We start from the raw sequence: 21,498 nt of genomic DNA, 5'->3' as shown, positions 1-21,498 counted from the left end.
GGCAAGGGTCAGATCTTCGTCAAGGGTGAGGTCATCAAGACCGTGCCGGAGTCGAAGATCGTGGAGACCCTGATCGAAGAGGCGTTGAAGATCGCCGAGGAGATGGAGGACGCAGGGGTGCCCTCGGGGGCTCCCGCCGTCACCGTGAGCTGAACTGGTCTGAGAGGGGGCCCGAGCGTGTCTGTCTTGGAGAACATCCGGGGACCGCGCGATCTCAAGGCGCTGAGCGAAAGCGAACTCGACGAACTGGCCCGGGACATCAGGGAATTCCTGGTCCGGGCGGTGGCCAGAACCGGCGGTCACCTCGGGCCCAATCTGGGGGTGGTGGAGCTGACCGTCGCTCTGCACCGGGTCTTCGACTCGCCCGTCGACCGCATTCTGTGGGACACCGGCCACCAGAGCTACGTCCATAAACTCCTCACCGGCAGGCAGGACTTCTCCAAGCTGCGCGGCAAGGGCGGCCTCTCCGGCTATCCGTCGCGGGAGGAGTCCGAGCACGATGTCATCGAGAACTCGCACGCCTCCACCGTGCTCGGCTGGGCCGACGGACTGGCCAAGGCCCGTGACGTACGGGGAGGCGACAGCCATGTGGTCGCGGTCATCGGCGACGGGGCCCTCACCGGCGGCATGGCCTGGGAGGCGCTCAACAACATCGCGGCGGCGAGGGACCGCCCGCTGATCATCGTCGTCAATGACAACGAACGGTCCTACGGACCGACGATAGGCGGCCTGGCGAACCATCTCGCCACACTCCGTACCACCGACGGTTATGAGAGGTTCCTGGCCTGGGGCAGGGAAGTGCTCCAGCAGACGCCTGTCGTGGGCCGGCCGCTGTACGGGTCGCTGCACGGCGCCAAGAAGGGCTTCAAGGACGCCTTCGCGCCACAGGGCATGTTCGAGGATCTCGGCCTCAAATACGTCGGACCGGTCGACGGGCACGACATCGCCGCCGTGGAATCGGCGCTGGCGAAGGCGAAACGCTTCGGCGGTCCCGTACTGGTGCACTGTCTGACGGAGAAGGGCCGCGGTTACCGGCCGGCGCTGGAACACGAGGCGGACCGCTTCCATACGGTCGGCGTGATGGATCCGCTGACCTGCGAGCCGCTCGTACCGGCCGGCGGCCCGTCCTGGACCACGGTGTTCGGTGACGAGATCGCCGCGATCGGCCAGGAGCGGCCGGATGTCGTGGCGATCACGGCGGCCATGCTGCGTCCTGTCGGGCTGGCCACCTTCGCCGAGCGCTTTCCGGACCGGATCTGGGACGTGGGTATCGCCGAGCAGCACGCGGTGGTCTCCGCGGCCGGGCTCGCCACCGCCGGCCTGCATCCCGTCGTCGCCGTCTACGCCACCTTTCTCAACCGTGCCTTCGACCAGCTTCTGATGGATGTCGCGCTGCACCGGTGCGGAGTCACCTTCGTCCTGGACAGGGCCGGGATCACCGGCGCCGACGGCCCCTCGCACAACGGCATGTGGGACATGTCGGTCCTGCAGTGTGTACCGGGCCTGCGGATCGCGGCGCCGCGCGACGCGGAACAGCTACGGGCCCAGCTCCGCGAGGCCGTCGCCGTGGACGACGCGCCGACCGTGGTGCGCTTTCCCAAGGCGTCCGTCGGCGAGACGCTGCCGGCCGTGGGACGCGCGGGTGGCATGGACATCCTGCGCCGCGCGGAGGACGCCGAGGTGCTGCTGGTGTCGGTCGGTGTGCTCGCCGCTGTCTGCCTCCGGGCGGCCGAGCTGCTCGACGAGCGCGGGATCCGCTGCACCGTGGTCGACCCGCGCTGGGTCAAGCCCGTCGACGAACAGCTCGCGCCGCTCGCGGCCCGGCACCGTCTGGTCGCGGTAGTGGAGGACAACAGCCGTAGCGGCGGCGTGGGTTCGGCCGTCGGACAGGCGCTGCGCGACGCCGGGGTGGACGTACCGCTGCGGACCTACGGCGTCCCCGAGCGGTTTCTGGCCCATGCCAAACGGAGTGAGGTGCTGGCCGACATCGGCCTGACACCGGTGGAGATCGCAGGACGGATCAGTGCCGCCCTGGCACACAAGGAGAGCACGGAATGACCCATCCCAAGAAGCCCTCGGAGCCCAACGAGGTCCTCAACGAGGTCAAGGAGCTCAAGGCGCCGAAGGGTTTCGACCTCGCCCGGCTTCTCTCGGAGCGCGGTGCCGAGCGCTACGAGCTGCACACCAAGTACCTCAACCACCAGCTTCCGCGCATGCTGCACACCATCGGCTTCGACCGGGTCTACGAGCGGGCCGAGGGCGCCTACTTCTGGGACGAGGACGGCAACGACTATCTGGACATGCTCGCGGGCTTCGGTGTGATGGGCCTCGGCCGGCACCACGCCGTCGTACGCAAGGCGCTGCACGATGTGCTCGACGCGTCGCTCGCCGACCTCACCCGCTTCGACTGCCAGCCGCTGCCCGGACTGCTCGCCGAGAAGCTGCTGGCGCACAGCCCGCATCTCGACCGGGTGTTCTTCGGCAACAGCGGTACGGAAGCGGTCGAGACGGCCCTGAAGTTCGCCCGCTACGCGACCGGCAGGCCCAGGATCCTGTACTGCTCGCACGCCTTCCACGGGCTGACCACCGGCTCGCTGTCGGTCAACGGCGAGGACGGGTTCCGGGACGGCTTCGCTCCGCTGCTGCCCGACACGGCGATCGAGCTCGGTGATCTGGACGCGCTGGAGAGGGAGCTGAAACGCGGCGATGTGGCCGCGTTCGTCGTCGAGCCGATCCAGGGCAAGGGGGTGCACGCGGCGCCGCCGGGCTTTCTGCTCGCGGCCCAGGAACTGCTCCACCGGCACAAGGCGCTGCTCATCGCCGACGAGGTGCAGACCGGTCTCGGCCGGACCGGCGACTTCTACGCCTACCAGCACGAGGAAGGAGTGGAGCCGGATCTCGTCTGTGTGGCGAAGGCGCTCTCCGGCGGCTATGTCCCCGTCGGCGCGACCCTCGGCAAGGACTGGATCTTCAAGAAGGTCTACTCGTCGATGGACCGGGTGCTGGTGCATTCGGCGAGCTTCGGCTCCAACGCGCAGGCCATGGCCGCGGGCCTCGCCGTACTGTCGGTGATGGAGGACGAGAAGATCGTCGCCAATGCGCGGACGACCGGAGATCTGCTCAGGTCACGGCTGGCCGCGCTCGTCGACCGCTATGAACTGCTGCACGAGGTGCGAGGCCGGGGCCTGATGATCGGCATCGAGTTCGGCCGGCCGAACTCGATCAAGCTGCGTGGCCGGTGGACGATGCTCCAGGCCGCCCGCAAGGGGCTCTTCGCGCAGATGGTGGTCGTACCGCTGCTCCAGAAGCACCGCATCCTCACTCAGGTCTCCGGCGACCATCTCGAAGTGATCAAGCTGATTCCGCCGCTGACCATCGGAGAGCGAGAGGTCGAGCGCTTTGTCGACGCCTTCACGGCCGTCATGGACGACGCCCATGGCGGCGGCGGACTGATGTGGGACTTCGGGCGGACACTGGTGAAGCAGGCCGTCGCCAACCGGTGATCGGTACGGCGCTCCCGGGTCGGCGCCGAGCCGGTGGAGTTTGCCTCTGAGGTAAGAAATTTGCCCCAGAGGAAATATCCTGGCGCAATAGAGGCATGCGTACACCTCCCGCCGGAGAGCCGGCCGACGAAGCGCCCGGCCGGCTCTCCGACGAGCTGCCCGATGTCGCGCCGCGACTGCGCGAGCTGCGCCGCGACCAACGGCTCACCCTGGAGTCCGCCGCCCGGCGGGCCGGGCTCTCTCCCGCTCATCTCTCCCGGCTGGAGACGGGCCGCCGCCAGCCCTCGCTGCCCATGCTGCTGGCCCTCGCCCGTATCTACGGTACGACCGTCTCCGAGCTGCTCGGCGAAGTGCCGCCGGAGCGCGACCCCATTGTCCGGGCCGGCCGGGCGGAGCCCGTCGAGGCCGACGGCTGGACGTACCACCAGGCGGGCGGCTCGGGCCGGGCCATGCAGCCGCTCCGGGTCCAGGTGCCGTACGGAGCCCAGGGCGATCTCGTGCGTGTGCACCCGGGAGAGGAGTGGCTCTATGTCCTCGAAGGGCGGCTGCGGCTGAGTCTCGGAGACGCCGTGCATGTGCTCGACCCGGGAGACAGCGCGCACTTCGACTCGCTCACTCCGCACCGGATCGCGGCGGCCGGACCCGCCGGGACCGAGCTGCTCTTCGTCCACACCCTGCTGCAGAGCCCCGCCGCCGAGCTGTGCCTCGGCGGCGGGGCGCATCGCGGCTGATCCGTCAGAGAGGTCTGTCACCATGTCAGAGAATCCCGTTCCGGACCCCGCCGGTACGCCGGCCGGCCGGGAAGACCTGCCGGCACGCGCGATGAATCAGGAGAAGAAGTTTCCCAGAGGGCTCGTCATCCGGCTTTTCGCCTATCTGGTGGCCGGTCATCTCTTCGCGGGCTTCCTCTATCTGCTCTTCGAGCTGGGCGCGCGCGGTCAGTAGCGGTCGGCGCCGGCCTGACGGCGGCGCGCCTCAGGAAAGCAGGCGGGCGCGCAGCCGCTCGCGGGTCTCGGGAGTGAGTCCGAGGCCCGCCGACAGATAACGATCGGTGCTGCCCCAGGTCTTCTCGATGGTCTCGAAGGCCGCGGCGAGGTATTCGGACCTGGCGTCGAAGAGCGGGCTGAGCAGCTCCATCACCTCGGCGGACATCGCGGCGGGCGAATTGTCGCTGCGGCGGATCGGATAGCGCCGCCGCGGTTCGTTCGACTTCAGGTAGTCCGCCTCTATCGCCTCGCGCTCGACGCCGACGGCCAGCAGCGACACCGCTATGGAGAGGCCGGCCCGGTCCTTGCCCGCCGCGCAGTGCATGAGGGCCGGGACGCTGTCCTCGGCCAGAGCGTGCAGCACCCGGCTGTGCTCGGCGGTGCGGTCCGTGATGATCGCGCGGTACGAGTCGGTCATCCGAGCCGCGGCCTTGCCGTCCGCGAGGAGCGAGCGGAGCTGGTCGAGATCGCCGTCCCGAACCATCAGCCAGAACTCCGCGCCGTCCGCCGGATCGGTGAGCGGGATGTTCACATTGCGTACACCTGCCAGTTCCACGTCCGCACCGTCGAGCTTGAGGTCGGCGGCATTGCGGAAGTCGAAGACGGTGTGCAGTCCCAGCGACGAGAGGAAGGCGGAGTCGGCCGAGGTGGCGTTGGCGAGATGGCCGCTGCGGAAGAGCCGCCCGTGCCGCACCTGCCGGCCGTCCGTGGTCGGCAGTCCGCCCACGTCGCGGAAGTTGCGTACTCCGGTCAGCTCGGGCTCGGTCGACGGGACCTGCTGCGTCACGGCCTGCTCCTCCGTGTCTGACGTCGGCGCCGCTCGCCGACGATTTCGTCTTCTGACACTACGACATCAGTTCTCAGGACATTCGAGTTCGCCATCTCGGGAGCGAATGCGAACTATTCGGACATCGCACGAAGATACAAATCGCCCAAATGTGCATCTGTCCGGATTGGTATGTTTCGCATAACGTGCCCCGGTCCAGGGGGAGATGGGTTTCGGCTGGTGAGCAGGATCATATCCGTGACGGTCCGTGGCGGCGGCGCGAATCGGAATTGCCGCGACGCACGGAATTCGAAGATCGTAATCCACGCAGGGTGACCGGAAATCCAGGGTGATATCGGAGCGTGTGCCACCGTAGGGAATAAGCGGCTTGTTAATGCCCTCCCGGCTCGCCTACGTTCAGCCTCAATCCAGGCGGACCGCCGAATCCTGCCGCCGCTTGGAATTCGCACTCACCCATCCACGTGTGGCAGGAGCGGGGGACCCAGGTAGTACGCCGTTCCGGATTATCGGACGGCTCGGGGTGAAGTCGCGCAGTACGCGCGGCAGGGCATCTCCAGCCCTAACCCGACAGCTCACCTCGCAGGCGCCGGAGAGGAATTGACCATGCCCGCGAAGGGTAAGCACCGCCGCACCAGGACCAGCCCGTTCAGCCGTGGCCTTCTCGCCGCCGGTACGGGCGGCGCCGCCATCGCTCTTCCGCTCATCGGCGCCACCGGCGCGCACGCCGCCGAGAAGGCCGCGCCCGCCACCGAACCGCACGCCGTCTCCGCTGCCGCGCAGACCATTCAGCAGGCGTCCGCCAAGAAGACCGCCGCCAAGGCTCCGAAGATCTACTCCGTGGTCGCCGGTGACTACCTCTCCAAGATCGCCGCCGAACAGCACGTCCGGGGCGGCTGGCACAAGCTGTACGCCGACAACCGTGAGGCCGTCGGGTCCGACCCGTCGCTCATCCACCCGGGCCTGAAGCTCACCATCGGCGCCACGTCGAAGGGCAACCACTCCAAGCCCGGCGGCAGCCACTCGAAGCCCGGCGGCAATCACTCGAAGCCCGGCGGCAACGCTCCGGCCAAGCCCTCGGAGGATCCCGCTCCCGTCAAGACCGAGACTCCCGCCGCCGACCCGGTGGACGACAACAGCGGCTCCGGCTTCACACTGCCGGTCGACGGCATAGCCATCGGCACGCCGTACCAGGCCAGTGGCAGCAACTGGTCCAGCGGCTACCACACCGGTGTGGACTTCCTGGCTCCCTCGGGCACCGTCGTGAAGGCGGTCGGCGCGGGCACCGTCGTCTCGGCCGGCTGGGGCGGCTCGTACGGCAACCAGGTCGTCATCCAGCACGAGGACGGCCACTACTCCCAGTACGGCCACCTGTCCTCCATCTCCGTCTCCGAGGGCGACAGCGTCAGCGAGGGTCAGCAGATAGGACTCTCCGGCGCCACCGGCAATGTCACAGGACCGCACCTGCACTTCGAGATCCGTACGGGCCCCGACTACGGCTCGGACATCGACCCGCTGGCCTTCCTCCGCGAGCACGGCGTCTCCGTCTGATCCCGAACGCCCCGTACCGAACCGGTATTCCGTCCGAAGGACCGGTGGGTCAACACCTCCGCCCGGCACCGAAAGTGCCGGGCGGAGGCCATTGCGCCTATTCCCGCTTGGACGAAACTTGACCGATGGCATATCTCACCGCCGTCAACGGCTTCTTACGGTCGCGTAGGTCACATCTGCGAGTGAAAGATGACCGGTTGTGGCAGACGATTCGAGATCCAGAAGAAGCGGCGTATTCACGTCGTACGCAGCGATCGGTGACAGCTTCACCGAGGGCGTGGGAGATCTGGGACCCGACGGGCTGTATGTCGGCTGGGCCGACCGGCTCGCGGTCCTGCTGGCCGACCAACTGCCGGTCTCCGGCGAAATAGTGGATACCGTGCACGGCGATTTCCGGTACGCCAATCTCGCGGTACGCGGCCGGCTCCTCGACCAGATCGTCGACGAACAGATCCCACGGGCGAAGGAACTCGCCCCGGACCTGGTGACCTTCTGCGCCGGCGGCAACGACATCATCCGTCCCGGTACCGACCCGGACGATGTCGCCGAGCGCTTCGAGCGGGCCGTGGCCGACCTCACGGGCGCCGTCGGCACGGTCATGGTGACCACCGGATTCGACACCCGCGGGGTCCCTGTCCTGCGCCATCTGCGCGGCAAGATCGCCACGTACACCGCCCATGTGCGGTCCATCGCCGACCGCTACGACTGCCCCGTACTCGATCTCTGGTCCCTCAAGTCCGTCCAGGACCGACGGGCCTGGGACGGCGACCGGCTGCATCTGTCACCCGAGGGACACACCCGCGTCGCGCTGCGCGCCGCGCAGGTGCTGGGCCTCGATGTGCCGGCCGATCCGGACCAGGCATGGCCGCCGCAGCCGCCGCGCGGCACGTTCGAGGTCCGGCGCGACGACATCCACTGGGCGCGCGAATATCTGGTGCCCTGGATCGGACGCCGGCTGCGCGGCGAGTCCTCCGGCGACCATGTGGCGGCCAAGCGGCCCGATCTGCTGCCGCTGAAGCACTGACGGCGAGGCGGCCCTACATCGCCGCCGGGATCCGCTCCAGCACTCCGCCGGCGAACACGTCGTACAACGGCAGCGTCTCCAGGTGCACATAGCCGATATGGCAGTCGCACAGAGCCAGCGGGCAGGCCCGGGGACCGAGGGCCCGCCGGTACGACCCGTCGTAGAGATTGCCCAGCTCGGCACGGACGAAATGGCAGCGCCGCACGGTGCCGTCGCCGTCCACCGAGATCACCGACTCGCCCGTACGGCACGGCAGACCGGCCGAGCGGTGCGGATGGCGGCTGTACGGGAACAGCGGATCGAGGTCCGTCCACCGGGCGGCCTCCTCGTCCGTATAACTGTGGCCCTCGGCCGCGTTGATCCAGAGATAGACGTCCGCCGGCAGCTCGGCGCGCAGCCGGAGCGCGTGCTCAAGATGGCCGGGCAGACCGACGACGCCCACACTGAACCGGACGCTCCGGCGCGCGAGGTCGTGGCACTTTCCGAGGAAGCGGTCGTACGGTGTCTGTCCCGGGTGGTACGTGCACCACAGCGCCAGCGTCCCGGGATCGGCGTCCTCGACCCAGTCGGTGCGACCGCTGAGGTTCGTCTGGATGGCCACCCGGCGGATGTGCGGCAGCCGGGACAGCTCGGCGAGTGTCCCGCGGTACCAGGAGCGGACCAGCCCTTCGCCCCACGGCGTGAACAGGAGCGACAGCCGGTCGCCGGACTGCGCGGACGCCCACGCGGCGAAGCGCTCCAGCGCCGCCCGGTCGGCACGTAGCTGGTCAGTGGTGTCCCGCCGCTTGGCGAACGGGCAGTACGGACAGTCGTAGTCGCAGGACGCGAGCGGACCGCGGTAGAGGATCGTCAGGTCCACAATGGACTCATTTCTGCTCGTACGCGGCCATCGCGGCCCGTACGGCGGGGGAGAAGAGCGCCGGGCCCAGGGCGTCCGAGTGGGCGAGCCCCTCGGAGGAGAGACGCAGCAGGCCGGGCTCCGCGCTCTCGTCGAGCCAGCCGAGCGCCGCGAACAGGTCCAGCTCGGCGGGGAAGTCCTCGGCCGGTCCGCCACCGAACCGCTCGCGATAGCCGGCCACCTCCATGCCGCGCGCCTGGAGGACCGACTGGAGGAGATGGCGGCGCCGCGCCTCGTCCTCGTCGATCCGATGGCCCACCTCCGCCCGGGAGAAGTCCTCCGTCGCCGTGTACCGGTCGATGATGTGCCGTATCTCGTGGGTGCCGACGGCGTAGTCGAAGGAGTAGTGGAGGCGGGAGGTGTACGAGCGGGCTCCGCAGCCGAGACCGATCATGCCGTCGGTCTGGCACGCGTAGTCGTCGGCTCCCTCGGACGCGGAGCCCGGACGGCGGAACATCCGCATGGACACCTGCTCGTAGCCCCGGTCGAGGAGATGGTCGCGGCCCTGCCGGTACAGCCGCAGCCGCTGGGCGTCCCAGGCGGCGTCGCCTCCGGCTCCGAGCCGGCCGAGACCGGTCAGTGGCCGTATGTACAAAGGATAGAGATACAGCTCCTCGGGGCTCCAGGCGAGCGCGGCGTCCAGGGAGTGGCGCCAGCTCTCCTCGGTCTGGCCGTCGATGCCATAGATGAGGTCGATGTTGAGGACCGGGATCCGGGCGTCACGTATCCGGCCGAGCGCCGTCTCGACGTCGGCGCGGCGCTGCGGGCGTACGGCGGCCTTCGCCTCCGCGTCGACGAAGCTCTGCACACCGATGCTGAGGCGGGTGGCGCCGCGGTCGGCGAGGACGGCCAGCCGGTCGGCGGTGGCCGTGGCGGGCGATGTCTCCACGGAGAGCGGCACAGCCCGCAGATCGGCGCCCATCCGTTTCTCCGCGATGTCGCACAGCCGGTCCAGCTCACCGGCGTCGAGGAAGGTGGGCGTGCCGCCGCCGAACGCGGCGGCGGCGAACCGCACGGGACCGGCGCCGCCGTCGCCGGTTCCGGCGAGCGCGTCGCGTACGGCCGTCGCCTGCCGGTCGAGGGCATCGAGATAGCGCGATGTCAGCTCGTCGGGCGCGCCGATCCGGGTGAAGAGATTGCAGAAGCCGCAGCGGACCTCGCAGAACGGTAGGTGCAGATAGAGGGAGAGGGCGTCCGTCGGTTCGCCGGCCCAGGCATCGCGCAGCGCCGGCCGGTCCTTGAGCGGGCGGTAGGCCGTCTTGTGCGGATAGGCGTAGACATAGCTCTCGTACGGACGGAGCGCGTCGGCGCTGTGCGCGCCGGCGGTGTTGGTTGTGTTGGTGGTGTCGGTCATTTGGCGGCCCCGGGCTCCAGGAAGAAATGCGCGTACGGCACGGTCCAGACGGCCTCGTGGCCCAGACGGTGCCCCGTCCAGCCGTCGTCGCCGTAGGCCGTGCCATGGTCGGAACAGACGATCGCGAAGCAGCGGCGGCGGCTGCTCATGGCGGCGAAGAGCCGGTCGATGTGCCGGTCGACATATTCGAGGGCCGCGGCGTGTGTGGCGCGTGAGTCGCCCGCCTCCCGGGTGGCACCGGGCAGATGGAACCAGTTGGGCTGGTGCAGCGCGGACACATTGACGAAGAGGAAAAGCCGCTGCTCACGCGGGAGCTCCGCGACGATCCGCTCCGCCCGGTCGATCTGGGCCTCGAAGGAGGCCGGGGAGGTCACGCCGAACTCCTCCTCCCAGTGGCTTTCCTGGAACATGCCGGGCAGGACGGAGCCGAGCGCGGCCCGCTGGTTGAAGAAGCCGACGCCGCCGAGGCACACCGTGCGATAACCGGCGTCCGCCAGGCCCGAGACCAGATCGGGCGTGTCGAAGACAAAGGTCCGGTCGGCCGTGGTCTCGCTGCCCTCGAAGCGCGCGGCGAAGAGCCGGGGATGCGGGCCGCGCGAGGCCGGCGTGGGCAGGAACCCGGCGAAGATCGCCTGGTGCGAGGCGTAGGTGAAGCTGCCGGGCGCGTGCCGTTTCTCCCAGCGGCCGTCCGGGAGACGGCGGCTGAGCCGCGGCGTCCGGCCCGCGGCGGCGAGTTCCTCGGCGACATCGAAGCGGAGGGTGTCGAGGGTGACAAGGAGCAGATCGTCCCGGCCGACGATGTCGTTCATATCAGGTGACCGCACGATCGGTCCTCCCTCGGGGATGTCCCGCGCGACGCGGTACGGCGGCGAGCTGGGCCGCGTAGGTGTCGAGGCCCTCGGCGCCGCTGCCGGGCAGTCCGGTGAGACCGGGCAGCAGGTCGCCGAACGCGTTGACCTCTCCGACGGCGAATCCCCGCCAGCCGGTGACGGGCAGCAGATCGACGCCCACACAGTGGGTGCCGGGGAAGCGGTCCGCCGCCTGCTCGGCGACGGCCAGTGCGGCGGCCCAGCTTCCGCCGGCGGCCTCGATCGCGGCGCGGGCCTCACCGAGATCTCCTCGGGCCCCGCCGAGATGGAGATTGGTCATGGGCGAGTGGCTGGTCCTGACGACGGCGTGCGTGGCGCGGCCCGCGACGACCACGACTCGCAGATCGGCCGAGCGGCCCCGCTGCACGGCCTTGGGCAGCCAGCGTTCGATGTGCAGTCCGTCGGGAGCGAGGGTGTCGACGATCGCCGCCACCTCACGCTCGCCGGTGTAGCGGCGCACTCGCAGCGAGTTGAAGAGACGGCCCGCCGGGTCACGCTCCACGGAGGTGATGGCGCGCACCCGGCCGGGGCCCGCCGTCTCGACCGCGAGGACCCCGGAAGCCGACGAGCCGTGGGCGAGCTTGACGAACGCGCGGCGCAGCCCGGCTCCGGCCATCAGCGCGCGTACATCGTCCCAGCCGGTCACCGCCGGTGCGTCGGCGCCGGACGTCGGTGACACCGGGACGGGCACTCCGGCCCGGTGCAGGACGCCATGGCACAGCCGCTTGTCGAAGAGCACGGCCAGGTCGTCCGGATCGTCGAGAAGATCCGCTCCGCCGGCCGCCGCCGCGCGCCTGAGCTCCTGGACGGTGGCGGTGAACCGCTCGTACCAGCGGGCGGTGCCCTCGACTCTGGTGGAGTCGTCCGTGCCGCGCAGCAGACGGTCCACTTCGGCGTCCTCGCCCGGTGAGTCGATCCGTACCGTCTCCCCGGCCCTGAACTCGGCCCGGCCGCGCAGCGCGTCGCGCCAGGCCACCACCCGGGCCGCGGGCAGCCCGGCGGCGCGGACGGCGTCCTGGAACAGGGCGACGCGGCGGTTGGCCGGATTCCCGACCACGACGAGGTCCGGGGCGGCGCCGCGCGCGTCCGCCGCAGTGGCGGGAACTCGACTGCTCAGGGTCGGCGGCATCGCGTCACTCCGCCACCGCGGTGTAGCGGTGCTCCGTGCCGTCGCTCCCATGGTCCACGTCACCGCTCTCGGAGAGGTCCAACTCGACGCCGGCCGCGCCGAGCGTGCTGACGAGCCGCTCCCGCATCGCTTCGCCGAGGTAGTTGTGGTGCAGATCCAGCTTCTTGAGGTGGGTGAGCGGCTGGCCGCCGAGCAGGGCCTCGGCGCCCTCGTCGCCGAGGGTGCCCATCGAGAGGTCGAGGGTCTCCAGACCGGCGACGACCGGGGCGCCGGCCAGCGCGGTCGCGATCTCGTCCTGTATCTCGCTGTTGCGCAGCGCCAGATACCGCAGCTTGGGCAGCCGGGACCCGGACAGGATCGGCGCCAGATCGGCCACCTGGGCGTTCGCGCCGTACCACGAGGTGCCGAGCCAGAGGTCGAGGTGTTCGAGCGCCGGCAGGTCACTCGCGCCGACACCTCGCACCACCGCGACATCCAGACCGCCCGCCTCGATGGTGAGCGAGCGGAGCCGGTCATGGCGGACGGCGGGAAACTCCAGATCCTGACCGCCGCGGACGCCGAACGCACGCAGCGCGGGGAAGGCGTCGAGCAGCGGTGTCACCAGACCCTGGTTGATCCAGGAGATCTCGCACTCCATGAAGGTGATGTCACCGAGGAAGAGGGCACGCAGCCCAGGGAGTTCATCGCGCGCCGCGACGAGGGCCTCGATCAGATCCTCGGGGCCCGTCTCGTACGCGTCGCTCCACGAGCCGACGATCAGGGCCCGGACCCGGGAGGTGTCCACGCTCTCGGTGAAGCGGGCGAACTCCTTCTCCCACGCCTCGTAGGAGTCGACGGAGACGCGCCAGGCCACGGAAGCCGCGTCCGGGAGCTCCGTCTTCGCTCCGGCGACGGGGAAGTCGAACGCGGGCAGGCCGTACAGCTCCTGCAAGTGGTCCGAGATGGTCATGGCGAATGCTCCAGACACCGGGTGACATTGATCGGCTGACGGACAGAAGTTCTACCAAGGGCTACTGACAACGCCCGTCGTCGGGGCGGATTGTCAGACCCGGGCCCTAGCGTCTTTCACGGGTCGGCGCACTCGGCGCCGCCGGTGGAGGGGAGAGCCATGTACCGGCAGGGAGACGTGCTCATCGTGCCCGTCGCGGAGGAGACGGTGCCGTCGCATCTCGTGGACGCCGAGACGGCGTCCGGTGAGCCGAGAGACGCGCGGGGCCGGCTTGTCCTGGCGCTCGGCGAGGTCACGGGCCACGCCCACGCGGTGACCGGACCCGGCCGGCTGATCCGTGACCCGGCGGACCAGACCGGACCGATGCTCCTCCATCTCCCGGCCGGCGGACGGGTGGTGCATGAGGAACACGCGGCGATACCGCTGCCCGGCGGCTGGTTCCGGGTGGTGCGCCAGCGCGAATACCTGCCGGGCGCGGTGCGGATCGTCGCGGACTGAGCGGTCGCGCGGGACCGGTCGCGCAGGACCGGTTGTACGGAGAGCGCGGTTGTACGGAAAGCCAGGACAGGCGGGTCAGGGATGACAGGGAACGGGGCTTCAGACATGAGTGACGTGGACACATGGCGGGCCGTCGCGGCGGCGACGGGTGCGGCGGACCGGCCGGCCGCCGAGCGCGGCGTGCGGCTCGCCTACCGGAGCGCGGGCCTGGCGGAGCCGGAGCGGGTCATCTGGGCGGAGTCACCACTGGCCGGCGCGCGGGCCGCGCGGTCGCTCGCCGACGCGGGGCTTTCGGTGCGCGACGAGGTCCGTACATATCCCTGGGCCGAGGAACGGCGCAGGGTGCATGACGCGTTGGGTCCGGCGGGCTGGGCCGAGCACTGGAGCGCCACCGGCGCGCGGCTCTGGGACACCACCCGCACGCTCTCCGAGCGGATACGCACCGGCGTGGTCGAGACGCTCGCCGGGAAGCCGGCCGAGGCGGCCGAGATCCGTACGGTGCTGCTGGACGCCGTGCTCGGGCAGCATGACGCGGCCTGGCTCGCCGCGTTCGACGGCCGCAGCGAGCGGCTCGAAGGACTCGCGGAGGTCGCGCGGCACGCGGGCTGGTGGTGGCCGTACGAGCGCGCCGTCGTGATCTGTGAGCGTCCTGCCGCGCTGCACCGCGACGAAGCCGGCCGGCTCGACCGCGGGGACGGTCCCGCGGTCGCCTATCCGGACGGCTTCGCCCTCTACGCCTGGCGCGGGATGCCGGTTCCGGCGCGATTCCTGGCCGGGCTGGGAGATCTGACGCCCGGTCGGATCCGTGCCGAGGCCAACGCGGAGCTGCGCCGGGTGATGCTGGAGTACTACGGCTACGACCGCTATCTGAGCGAGTCGGGCGCACAGCCCGTGCACCGCGACGAGACCGGCGTTCTGTGGCGGATCGCACTGGAGGGTGACGAGGACGTCGTGATGGTCGAGGTGGTCAATTCGACACCGGAGCCGGACGGTACGCACCGTACCTACTGGCTGCGGGTGCCGCCCACGGCCACGACGGCGAAGGAAGGGGTCGCCTGGACCTTCGGGCTCGAAGCGGAGGTGTATGAGCCGATGCGGCAGACCTGAGCGGCCGGAGCCGTGGCGGTGCGGAGCCCTGGAGGTCCGGAGCCGGCCGCCGTCGATCAGGCCCGGTCCGCCAGCAGGTCGCCGGGGCCGATCAGCGCCGTACCACCCTCGCCCGTACAGGCATAGGCACCTGCCAGCGCGCCGAGCCTGGCGCACTCTTCGAGGTCCCGGCCGGCCAGCCGTCCATACAGAAAACCGCAGACATACGCGTCGCCCGCACCGTTGGAGTCCACCACCGGCGCGGGCGGGACGGTCGCCCGGATCGGGCGTGGCGCCCGGCTTCCCTCACGGGTCATCAGATAGGAGCCGCCGGCGCCCGCCGTCGCGATCACCGCCTCCGCGCGGCCCTCGCGCAGGATCTCCCGCATCACCGAGGCGATCCGCTCGCCGGCTCCGGCCGCGCTGAGAAACACCAGATCGGAGCGGAACGCGAACTCCCTGTGGTAATCGGTGAGTCCGTTCCAGTCATGCAGATCGGTCGAGACCGGGACACCGAGCTCCTCGATGTCGTCGTACAGGAACCGGGTGAAGTTGGTGATCGACAGATGGACATGGCGGGCGCGCTTGAGATGAGGCAGATAGAAGTCGCGCGGCATGCGCAGATCATCCGGATCCCGGGCGTCGTAGAAGGACATCCGGCGGCCCGTCTTCTCGACCAGATTGACCGCGCGCCGGGTGCCGGCCGGTGAGATCAGCGCCTCGAAGTCGACCCCGCCCTTCGCGAGCCGCTCGCGGACCTGTCCGCCGGTCCAGTCGTCGCCGATGTAGTCGAGGAACTTGACCGTGAGACCAAGGGTCCGGCAGCCGAGTGCCACATTGCCGCCGGTGTGCCCGGCCCATTCGCGGATCGGCCCCACGCCGACCGAGTCCGCGAGCGGCACCGGCAGCGAGTCGACCCGGACAACGGTATCCACCCCGCTGCCCCCGACGACCAGCACATCGTGATCGAGCCGGTCGGTCTGCTGCTGGGTCACGGTCTCCCTTTCATCGCTGTCCTGTGTGGCTGATGAGTTCGGTAGGGCCGAGGGCACCGCGCCCCGCCTACCTTCCAGGTCCGTCGAGCGCCGCGGGCCCTTCGGGTCCGTCGAGCTCCGCCGGGTCAAGTCCCAGTTCGCGGGCGAGCGCCTCGTCCGCCCACGTCACCATGGTGGCGCGCGGCAGCGACCCCGCGTACGACGTCATCTGGACGGCCAGCCCGTCCAGCAGCGCGGTGAGTCGCCAGGCCGCCGACTCCGGGTCCGTGCAACGGAATTCGCCCGCCGCCGAGCCCTCCGCGACAACCTCGGTGAGAGCGGCCTTCCACTCCTGGTCGAGCTCGCGGACCACATCCCGGAGCGCGGGTTCACGCAGGGCCGCGGCCCAGCCCTCGATCCACAGCTTCCAGCCCTTCGCCTCGCCGGTCGGCGCGTACCAGCGGACCGCGCCGCGCAGCCGCGTCAGCGCCGGCGCCCGCTGTCCGAGCAGAGTGCGCAGCTTCGCCAGATCGTCCTGCGCGGCATGGGCGAAGGCGGCCGCGACCAGCCTCTCCTTCGTGGAGAAGTGATAGAGCACCAGCGCGTTGCTGACACCGAGCACGGCGGCGACATCCGAGATCCGCAGCGCGGCGACGCCCCGTGCCTCGATCTGGCCGACGGCAGCCCGCAGGAGTTCCTCGCGCCGTTCCGCCACGCTCAGCCGCACTCTCGCCACGCCGTCACCCTATCGAGCGTCCCATCGGCTCCGGCGCCCGGTTCCTCGACGGAGCGCGCGAGGACACAGAGGGAGCGCGCTACGCGTGTGCCGGACTCCGGCCATACTCATGTCCGCGCCCCGCCATTCGAGTGATGCCGCGCAAAAGGCATTGTCTGCCGGCCGCCCGGATGTGTCACTGAGATGTCCGAGCCGGTGGGCCGCCCATCCCTCGCCGAGGACAACCGGCCCGACCGCCGACCGTCCCTGTCCACCAGGACCCGACGGCGTTCAACGACGCCCGACGGAACAGCCACCGGGGCCTCTGGACCGTCGGCCGACGCCGCCGTCCGGCACCGGCTGGTGCGGCGCCTCCATTGGTGCGCCGAGCCCGCCCGCTCCGCTACCTCCTCCGGCCGCGATCTCGCCGCTGTTTCCGGGACAGGCGGTGCGGACGTCCTGCCACAAGTGAATCAGCACCCGTGAGCGCCGCCGCCGCGACCTCATCGGAAGGGCCGCGGCTGCGCCCGGGCCGGCCCCGCCCGGACGATCACGTCCGATGTGACGGCGCCGGCCCGGACACAACCGACTACCGGAGCAGTGCCCGCTCCAGGCGGGCAGTACAGATCAGGAGGACGGCCATGCCCATCAGCCCGAACCAGGGATCCACCGGAGGCGGGACCGCCGTCGCCGTCACGGGCGCCAACTTGACCGGCACCACCGCGGTCCGCTTCGCCTCCAGGCCGGCCACCGGCGTCGTCAACGTGTCGCCCACGCAGGTCGACGCGGTCACTCCGTCCGGCGCCGGCGCCGCTCCGGTCACCGCGACCAATCCCGGAGGAACCGGCGCTGTCGGCACCTTCTACTATCTGCCTCCGGCGACTCTGAGTTCCGTCACGCCTCCCGTGGGTCCGACCGCCGGCGGCGACGCCGTCACACTCCTGGGCAGCGGCCTCTTCACCGCCACGGAGGTCCGCTTCGGCGCCGCGGCCGTCCAGCCGACGGTGGTGTCCGACAGCGAGCTCACCGTGACCGTCCCCGTGGCCGCCGCCGCCGGGACGGTGGCCGTCACCGTCCTCACGGCGGGCGGTGTCGGAGGCGGAGTCACCTATACGTACCTTGATTCGCCCACTGTCACCGATATCGCCCCGGACTCCGGGCCGTTGGACGGCGACCGGTATGTCGTCATCACCGGCACCGCCTTCCTCCACACCACGAGCGTCACCGTCGGTGGCACTCCTGTGATCGCCTACCGGATCGCGTCGGACACCGAGCTGCAGATCGGAGTGCCGCCGGGCGCACCGGGACCGGCCGATGTGGTCGTCACCACTCTCGGCGGTACCGCGACCGCTCCGGGCGCCTACACCTACCGTGCGAACTTCGCGGTCCTGGCGGGCCAGTCGATCACCAACACCGGCCCGTCGGTGATCACCGGCGACCTCGGCATCAGCCCGGGCACCACGATCAGCGGGTTCCCGCCCGGCGTGGTGAACGGCGACACCCATGTCGCGGACGCCGCCGCTCTTCAGGGCCAGACCGAACTGACCACGGAGTACGACAACGCGGCGGCCCTCACTCCGGACGCCGGCATCTCCGGGGACATCGGTGGCCAGACGCTGGCTCCGGGCGTCTACAACGCTCCCACTTCCATCGGTATCACCGGCACGCTCACCCTTGACGCGGCGGGAGACCCCGACGCCGTCTGGGTGTTCCAGATCGGCACGACTCTGTCGACGGCCTCCGCCAGCGAGGTCCTCCTCATCAACGGAGCGTCGTCGTGCAATGTCGTCTGGCAGGTCGCGGACGCCGCCACGCTGGGCACCGACTCCACCTTCGTGGGCAGCATCCTGGCTCTGACGACGATCACCGTGACGACCGGAGCGACTGTCCAGGGCCGGACGATGGCCCGGACCGGCTCCGTGACACTGGACACCAACAGCGTTACCTGGACCTGCTCCTGAAAGGCCCAGGCCAACGAGCCAACGAGCCCACGCTGGCGACGCTCCGACGAGCCGGACGACTGAGCCACCGCCGTCCCGGTGTCCGACGGCGGGTCACGAAGGACGGGCGGCGTACCAGCCGTACCGTCGCGCGATGACCGGCAGCCGGTCGGCGACCATGGCGTGCGCGGCGGCCCGCGGAGTCGTACCGTCGGCCTCGGCGCGCTCCAGCATCGTGTCCATCAGCCGGCGCATCGCGCGCCGGGTGTGGGCGAACGCCTCGTCGGCGTCCGGGCCGATGTCGCCGAAGAGCGTCCACCACCACCACGCGTTCGTACCGGAGTTGACCACGACATCCGGCAGCACCATGACACCGCGCCGCGTCAGCGGTTCCTCGGCCTCGGGCAGCACCGGCATGTTCGCCGCCTCGGCGATCCAACGAGCGGTTATCCGGGCCTGGTTGTCGGCGTCCACGGCATACGAGACAGCGGCGGGCACCAGCACCTCCGCGTCGACGGACAGCCAGGCGTCGCCCGGCAGTTCGCTGTCGCCGGGCCTCAGAGCGGCACGGTCGACGGTGCCGTGCGCGTCACGCGCCGCGAGCAGCGACTCGACATCGAGACCGTCCGGATGGGCGATGGTCCCCTTGATGTCGGCCACCGCGACGATCCTCAGCCCGGCCCGGGACAGAAAACGGGCGGTCGCGCCGCCCATGGTGCCGAGCCCCTGGACGGAGACCCGTGTGCCCTCGTACGCCACCCCGGCCCGGTCGAGCGCCGCGAGCACCGATTCCGCGACTCCGCAGCCGCCGACGAGTTCGTCCAGGCCGATGCCGTCGACCCGTACGGCGAAGGCGGCGGCGAGGCGTTCACGCGCCTCCTTCTCGTCGTCCAGCAGCGGATGGACGGCCTGGACGGTCGAGACAAGACCAGCCTCGGCGGCGGCTCTGTCCACCGTGTCCTGGGTCAGCCCCAGATCCTCGCCGGTGGTCCAGAACCGCTCGATGTACGGCCGCGTGGCGCGCAGGAAACGGACCAGCACACCGTACGCCTCGGGGTCCCGCGGATCGCAGTCGATGCCGCCCTTGGCCCCGCCGAGCGGGATATAACGGACCGTCGGGTCGTCGGCGTCGAAGTGCAGGGCCTCCTTCATGGTCATCCCGCGGGCCAGGCCGGTCACCTCGTCCAGCGTGCAGCCCGGCCGCATGCGCAGACCACCACTGGCGACTCCGCGGACAAGCCGGTCCACCACCAGAAAGCCCTGCCGGCCGGTGACATGGTCGGTCCAGGTGAGCGAGATCAGCGGAGCGCTCATGGTTTCCGGAGCCGGCGAGGCCGGAGCCGGTGGGGTCGGAGACGGTGGGGTCGGAGACGGTGGGGTCGGCGATGTCATCGGACGGTCTCCTCGGGGACGGTGATCACGGTGGGTACGGAGACGGCCAGCGCCCGGGTCAGCGCGTCGGCGAGCGCCGCCGGCGTTTCCGCCCGTTCGCCGCGGCCGCCGTAGGCGCGGGCGAGCGCCGACAGGTCGACGGGAGTGAGATCCACGGCGACCGGAGTGTCGCCCCGCGCCGCCATCTCGTCGCGGATCTCGCCGTAGCCGCCGTTGTCGAACACCACGACGGGCAACGGAAGCCGCAGCCGCACGGCGGTGGCCAGCTCCTGTACGGAGAACTGCAGACCGCCGTCGCCGCTCAGCGCGACCACCTGGCGGCCGGGCGCGGCGGTCTTCGCGCCGACGGCCGCGGGCAGGGCGTAGCCGAGCGTGCCGAAGCCGGTCGGGTGGAGATAGCGGCCCTCGGGACCGACGGGCAGATGAGGGAGGGCGCCGTAGTAGCAGCACTGCGCGCTGTCGGACGTGATGACCGCGTCCGCGTCCAGGACGGACCGTACGGCATGCAGGTACGGCACCCAGCGCGCGTCCCGGCCGGCCGTCTCCGCGCCACGCAGCCCCCGGAGCCGTACGGCGTCGACGCGCGCCGCGCCGGCGCGTTCCGAGGCGCCGTGCTCCGGGACATCGTGCTCCGGGACATCGTGCTCCGGGAGGGAGACAGTGTGGTCGTCTCGCTCGCGGCAGCCGGCGAGCAGGGCCTCCAGAGCGAGGCGGGCGTCTGCCACCAGCGGGATATCGGCCTGGAGGCCCGCGTACATCTGTGCCGGATCGAGGTCGACCCGGATCAGTGTGCCGTTCAGCACGGGCGGCCCGGTTGACCACAGGTCCGATTCGGCGAGCTCGGTACCGACGGCCAGGACCACGTCCCGGTCCGCCAGCCATCTCTGTACGGACGGGCTGTGCAGCGAGACGCCGATCGAGAGCGGATGGGTCTCGGCGACGATGCCCTTGCCGTTGGCCGTGGTGACGACCGGCGCGCTCAGTTCCTCGGCCAGCGCCAGACAGTACGCGGCCGCGCGCCGGGCGCCGCCGCCCAGGACGAGCACGGGACGCCGCGCGGCGCGCAGCGCCTGTACGGCCTGGTCGATCATGGCGGAGTGCGGCGCCCGGGGCACGGACGGCGGGCGGAGCTGTGTCTGGCCCACCGGTTCCGCCGCTTCCAGCAGATCGAGCGGGATCTCGATGTGCGCGGGCCGCGGTCGCTCCGTGTCGAAGAGGACGAAGGCCCGCGCCACCGCGGCGCCGATCTCCTCGACCGACGAGACCCGGTGGCTGAAGGCGGCGACGCCGCGCATCGCCTCGCTCTGGCCACGCATCTCATGCAGCAGCCCGGTCGGCAGGCGCGGATGGCGCAGCGGCATCCCGGGAGAGACGACCAGCAGCGGCACACTGTCCGAGTGTGCCTGGCCGACGGCGGCGGCGATGTTCAGCAGAGCCGGGCCGGTCGTGGTGATCGCGACCCCGGCGCGGCCGCTGACCCGCGCGTACGCGTCGGCCGCGTACCCGGCTCCCTGCTCGTGGCGTGGCGTCACATGCGCGATCCCATAGCGGTCGAGATGCCGGTAGATCTCCAGATTGTGGGTCCCGGGGATGCCGAAGGCCGTCCGTGTCCCATGGACGGCGAGCGCGCGCACCAGCGCCTTGCCGCCGGTCATCGCGGCCGCGGGCCCGTACGACGGCGCGGCCGTCGGGGCGGGCTCGCCGAGTGGCTCGGACATGGGACCTCCAGGGAAGGGACAACACCGGACCGATGCGTATATGTCCGCGCGACCGTCTTACTGAACCACGAGTCAGTATCGGAAGCGTGATCGCCGTTGTCAAAGAGTTCTCCGCGGACCGGGCGCGT

At 70.5% G+C, this 21,498-nt stretch carries 19 protein-coding genes, 1 pseudogene and 1 riboswitch; of the genes and pseudogenes, 10 read left to right on the top strand and 10 right to left on the bottom strand.

Annotated elements, in window-relative coordinates; genetic code table 11:
• From PV679_RS31500 to PV679_RS31480, 5 genes and pseudogenes are all read left to right on the top strand, one after another.
• Nucleotides 1-153 (top strand): annotated as a pseudogene (locus PV679_RS31500) (4-hydroxy-3-methylbut-2-en-1-yl diphosphate synthase); the annotation flags it as partial.
• Nucleotides 154-177: 24 nt separating this feature from the next.
• On the top strand, nucleotides 178-2,058 hold the full coding sequence (gene dxs, locus PV679_RS31495) for a 1-deoxy-D-xylulose-5-phosphate synthase (RefSeq protein ID WP_319684108.1): 1,881 nt from the start codon (nucleotides 178-180) through the stop codon (nucleotides 2,056-2,058).
• The gene (locus PV679_RS31490; protein ID WP_319684107.1) at nucleotides 2,055-3,503 is read left to right on the top strand and encodes an aspartate aminotransferase family protein; all 1,449 of its coding nucleotides are present in this window, start codon (nucleotides 2,055-2,057) and stop codon (nucleotides 3,501-3,503) included. Before dxs ends, PV679_RS31490 begins: the two co-directional genes overlap by 4 nt.
• Nucleotides 3,504-3,598: 95 nt before the next feature.
• The gene (locus tag PV679_RS31485) at nucleotides 3,599-4,234 is read left to right on the top strand and encodes an XRE family transcriptional regulator (protein WP_319684105.1); all 636 of its coding nucleotides are present in this window, start codon (nucleotides 3,599-3,601) and stop codon (nucleotides 4,232-4,234) included.
• 22 nt (nucleotides 4,235-4,256) lie between these two features.
• Nucleotides 4,257-4,448 (top strand): DUF6126 family protein, encoded by a 192-nt coding sequence (locus tag PV679_RS31480; protein WP_319684104.1) that lies wholly within the window; start codon nucleotides 4,257-4,259, stop codon nucleotides 4,446-4,448.
• Between the two features lie 30 nt (nucleotides 4,449-4,478).
• On the opposite strand, the gene PV679_RS31475 is transcribed toward PV679_RS31480, so the two are convergent.
• A complete protein-coding gene (locus tag PV679_RS31475; RefSeq protein WP_319684103.1) occupies nucleotides 4,479-5,276 on the bottom strand; it encodes a tyrosine-protein phosphatase in 798 nt (265 codons plus the stop codon).
• A gap of 440 nt (nucleotides 5,277-5,716) precedes the next feature.
• Nucleotides 5,717-5,877: riboswitch (cyclic di-AMP (ydaO/yuaA leader) on the top strand.
• 2 nt (nucleotides 5,878-5,879) lie between these two features.
• Here PV679_RS31475 and PV679_RS31470 point away from each other — a divergent pair.
• The gene (locus tag PV679_RS31470) at nucleotides 5,880-6,824 is read left to right on the top strand and encodes a LysM peptidoglycan-binding domain-containing M23 family metallopeptidase (protein ID WP_319684102.1); all 945 of its coding nucleotides are present in this window, start codon (nucleotides 5,880-5,882) and stop codon (nucleotides 6,822-6,824) included.
• Between the two features lie 199 nt (nucleotides 6,825-7,023).
• Nucleotides 7,024-7,848, top strand: coding sequence for an SGNH/GDSL hydrolase family protein (locus tag PV679_RS31465; protein ID WP_319684101.1), 825 nt, complete (start codon nucleotides 7,024-7,026; stop codon nucleotides 7,846-7,848).
• Between the two features lie 13 nt (nucleotides 7,849-7,861).
• Here the strand turns inward: PV679_RS31465 and PV679_RS31460 are convergent, their stop codons facing one another.
• The 5 genes from PV679_RS31460 to PV679_RS31440 are packed head-to-tail and all read right to left on the bottom strand — an operon-like array spanning nucleotide 7,862 to nucleotide 13,047.
• Nucleotides 7,862-8,707, bottom strand: coding sequence for an STM4011 family radical SAM protein (locus PV679_RS31460; protein WP_319684100.1), 846 nt, complete (start codon nucleotides 8,705-8,707; stop codon nucleotides 7,862-7,864).
• Nucleotides 8,708-8,714: 7 nt separating this feature from the next.
• Nucleotides 8,715-10,100, bottom strand: coding sequence for an STM4012 family radical SAM protein (locus PV679_RS31455; RefSeq protein ID WP_319684099.1), 1,386 nt, complete (start codon nucleotides 10,098-10,100; stop codon nucleotides 8,715-8,717).
• Entirely contained in the window at nucleotides 10,097-10,909 is an 813-nt protein-coding gene (locus tag PV679_RS31450) for an STM4013/SEN3800 family hydrolase (RefSeq protein WP_319684114.1), read from the bottom strand. The genes PV679_RS31455 and PV679_RS31450 overlap by 4 nt, the downstream gene beginning before the upstream one ends.
• Nucleotide 10,910: 1 nt before the next feature.
• On the bottom strand, nucleotides 10,911-12,098 hold the full coding sequence (locus PV679_RS31445; protein ID WP_319684097.1) for an STM4014 family protein: 1,188 nt from the start codon (nucleotides 12,096-12,098) through the stop codon (nucleotides 10,911-10,913).
• Between the two features lie 4 nt (nucleotides 12,099-12,102).
• Nucleotides 12,103-13,047 (bottom strand): STM4015 family protein, encoded by a 945-nt coding sequence (locus PV679_RS31440; protein WP_319684095.1) that lies wholly within the window; start codon nucleotides 13,045-13,047, stop codon nucleotides 12,103-12,105.
• A 159-nt stretch (nucleotides 13,048-13,206) separates the two neighbouring features.
• Here PV679_RS31440 and PV679_RS31435 point away from each other — a divergent pair, with 159 nt between their 5' ends.
• Nucleotides 13,207-13,545: a hypothetical protein gene (locus PV679_RS31435; protein WP_319684094.1), complete on the top strand. Its 339-nt coding sequence runs from the start codon at nucleotides 13,207-13,209 to the stop codon at nucleotides 13,543-13,545.
• Nucleotides 13,546-13,650: 105 nt separating this feature from the next.
• Nucleotides 13,651-14,652, top strand: a complete 1,002-nt coding sequence (locus PV679_RS31430) for a DUF6745 domain-containing protein (protein ID WP_319684092.1) — start codon at nucleotides 13,651-13,653, stop codon at nucleotides 14,650-14,652.
• Nucleotides 14,653-14,708: 56 nt separating this feature from the next.
• On the opposite strand, the gene PV679_RS31425 is transcribed toward PV679_RS31430, so the two are convergent.
• Nucleotides 14,709-15,626: a carbohydrate kinase family protein gene (locus PV679_RS31425; protein WP_319684091.1), complete on the bottom strand. Its 918-nt coding sequence runs from the start codon at nucleotides 15,624-15,626 to the stop codon at nucleotides 14,709-14,711.
• A 67-nt stretch (nucleotides 15,627-15,693) separates the two neighbouring features.
• The gene (locus PV679_RS31420) at nucleotides 15,694-16,341 is read right to left on the bottom strand and encodes a TetR/AcrR family transcriptional regulator (RefSeq protein WP_319684090.1); all 648 of its coding nucleotides are present in this window, start codon (nucleotides 16,339-16,341) and stop codon (nucleotides 15,694-15,696) included.
• 620 nt (nucleotides 16,342-16,961) lie between these two features.
• On the opposite strand from PV679_RS31420, the gene PV679_RS31415 reads away from it, so the two are divergent.
• On the top strand, nucleotides 16,962-18,281 hold the full coding sequence (locus PV679_RS31415; RefSeq protein ID WP_319684088.1) for an ice-binding family protein: 1,320 nt from the start codon (nucleotides 16,962-16,964) through the stop codon (nucleotides 18,279-18,281).
• Nucleotides 18,282-18,374: 93 nt separating this feature from the next.
• On the opposite strand, the gene PV679_RS31410 is transcribed toward PV679_RS31415, so the two are convergent.
• Both PV679_RS31410 and PV679_RS31405 read right to left on the bottom strand, forming a co-directional pair.
• Nucleotides 18,375-19,574, bottom strand: a complete 1,200-nt coding sequence (locus PV679_RS31410) for a glutamate dehydrogenase (RefSeq protein WP_319684086.1) — start codon at nucleotides 19,572-19,574, stop codon at nucleotides 18,375-18,377.
• Nucleotides 19,575-19,648: 74 nt separating this feature from the next.
• Nucleotides 19,649-21,370, bottom strand: coding sequence for a 5-guanidino-2-oxopentanoate decarboxylase (locus PV679_RS31405; protein ID WP_319684085.1), 1,722 nt, complete (start codon nucleotides 21,368-21,370; stop codon nucleotides 19,649-19,651).
• Between the last annotated feature and the right edge of the window lie 128 nt (nucleotides 21,371-21,498).

Source organism: Streptomyces sp. AK02-01A, assembly GCF_033795305.1.
Classification (GTDB): Bacteria; Actinomycetota; Actinomycetes; order Streptomycetales; family Streptomycetaceae; genus Streptomyces.
Note: the sequence above shows the minus strand (reverse complement) of the source record. Positions and strands in the feature narration are given on the sequence as shown.

What these genes read in the sequence shown, in the direction of transcription:
- PV679_RS31450 (WP_319684114.1), bottom strand. Translation starts at nt 10,909, where the DNA reads ATGAACGACATCGTCGGCCGGGACGATCTGCTCCTTGTCACCCTCGAC.
- PV679_RS31405 (WP_319684085.1), bottom strand. Translation starts at nt 21,370, where the DNA reads ATGTCCGAGCCACTCGGCGAGCCCGCCCCGACGGCCGCGCCGTCGTAC.
- PV679_RS31485 (WP_319684105.1), top strand. Translation starts at nt 3,599, where the DNA reads ATGCGTACACCTCCCGCCGGAGAGCCGGCCGACGAAGCGCCCGGCCGG.
- PV679_RS31430 (WP_319684092.1), top strand. Translation starts at nt 13,651, where the DNA reads ATGAGTGACGTGGACACATGGCGGGCCGTCGCGGCGGCGACGGGTGCG.
- PV679_RS31480 (WP_319684104.1), top strand. Translation starts at nt 4,257, where the DNA reads ATGTCAGAGAATCCCGTTCCGGACCCCGCCGGTACGCCGGCCGGCCGG.
- PV679_RS31435 (WP_319684094.1), top strand. Translation starts at nt 13,207, where the DNA reads ATGTACCGGCAGGGAGACGTGCTCATCGTGCCCGTCGCGGAGGAGACG.
- PV679_RS31445 (WP_319684097.1), bottom strand. Translation starts at nt 12,098, where the DNA reads ATGCCGCCGACCCTGAGCAGTCGAGTTCCCGCCACTGCGGCGGACGCG.
- PV679_RS31440 (WP_319684095.1), bottom strand. Translation starts at nt 13,047, where the DNA reads ATGACCATCTCGGACCACTTGCAGGAGCTGTACGGCCTGCCCGCGTTC.
- PV679_RS31455 (WP_319684099.1), bottom strand. Translation starts at nt 10,100, where the DNA reads ATGACCGACACCACCAACACAACCAACACCGCCGGCGCGCACAGCGCC.
- PV679_RS31410 (WP_319684086.1), bottom strand. Translation starts at nt 19,574, where the DNA reads ATGAGCGCTCCGCTGATCTCGCTCACCTGGACCGACCATGTCACCGGC.
- PV679_RS31415 (WP_319684088.1), top strand. Translation starts at nt 16,962, where the DNA reads ATGCCCATCAGCCCGAACCAGGGATCCACCGGAGGCGGGACCGCCGTC.
- PV679_RS31470 (WP_319684102.1), top strand. Translation starts at nt 5,880, where the DNA reads ATGCCCGCGAAGGGTAAGCACCGCCGCACCAGGACCAGCCCGTTCAGC.
- PV679_RS31490 (WP_319684107.1), top strand. Translation starts at nt 2,055, where the DNA reads ATGACCCATCCCAAGAAGCCCTCGGAGCCCAACGAGGTCCTCAACGAG.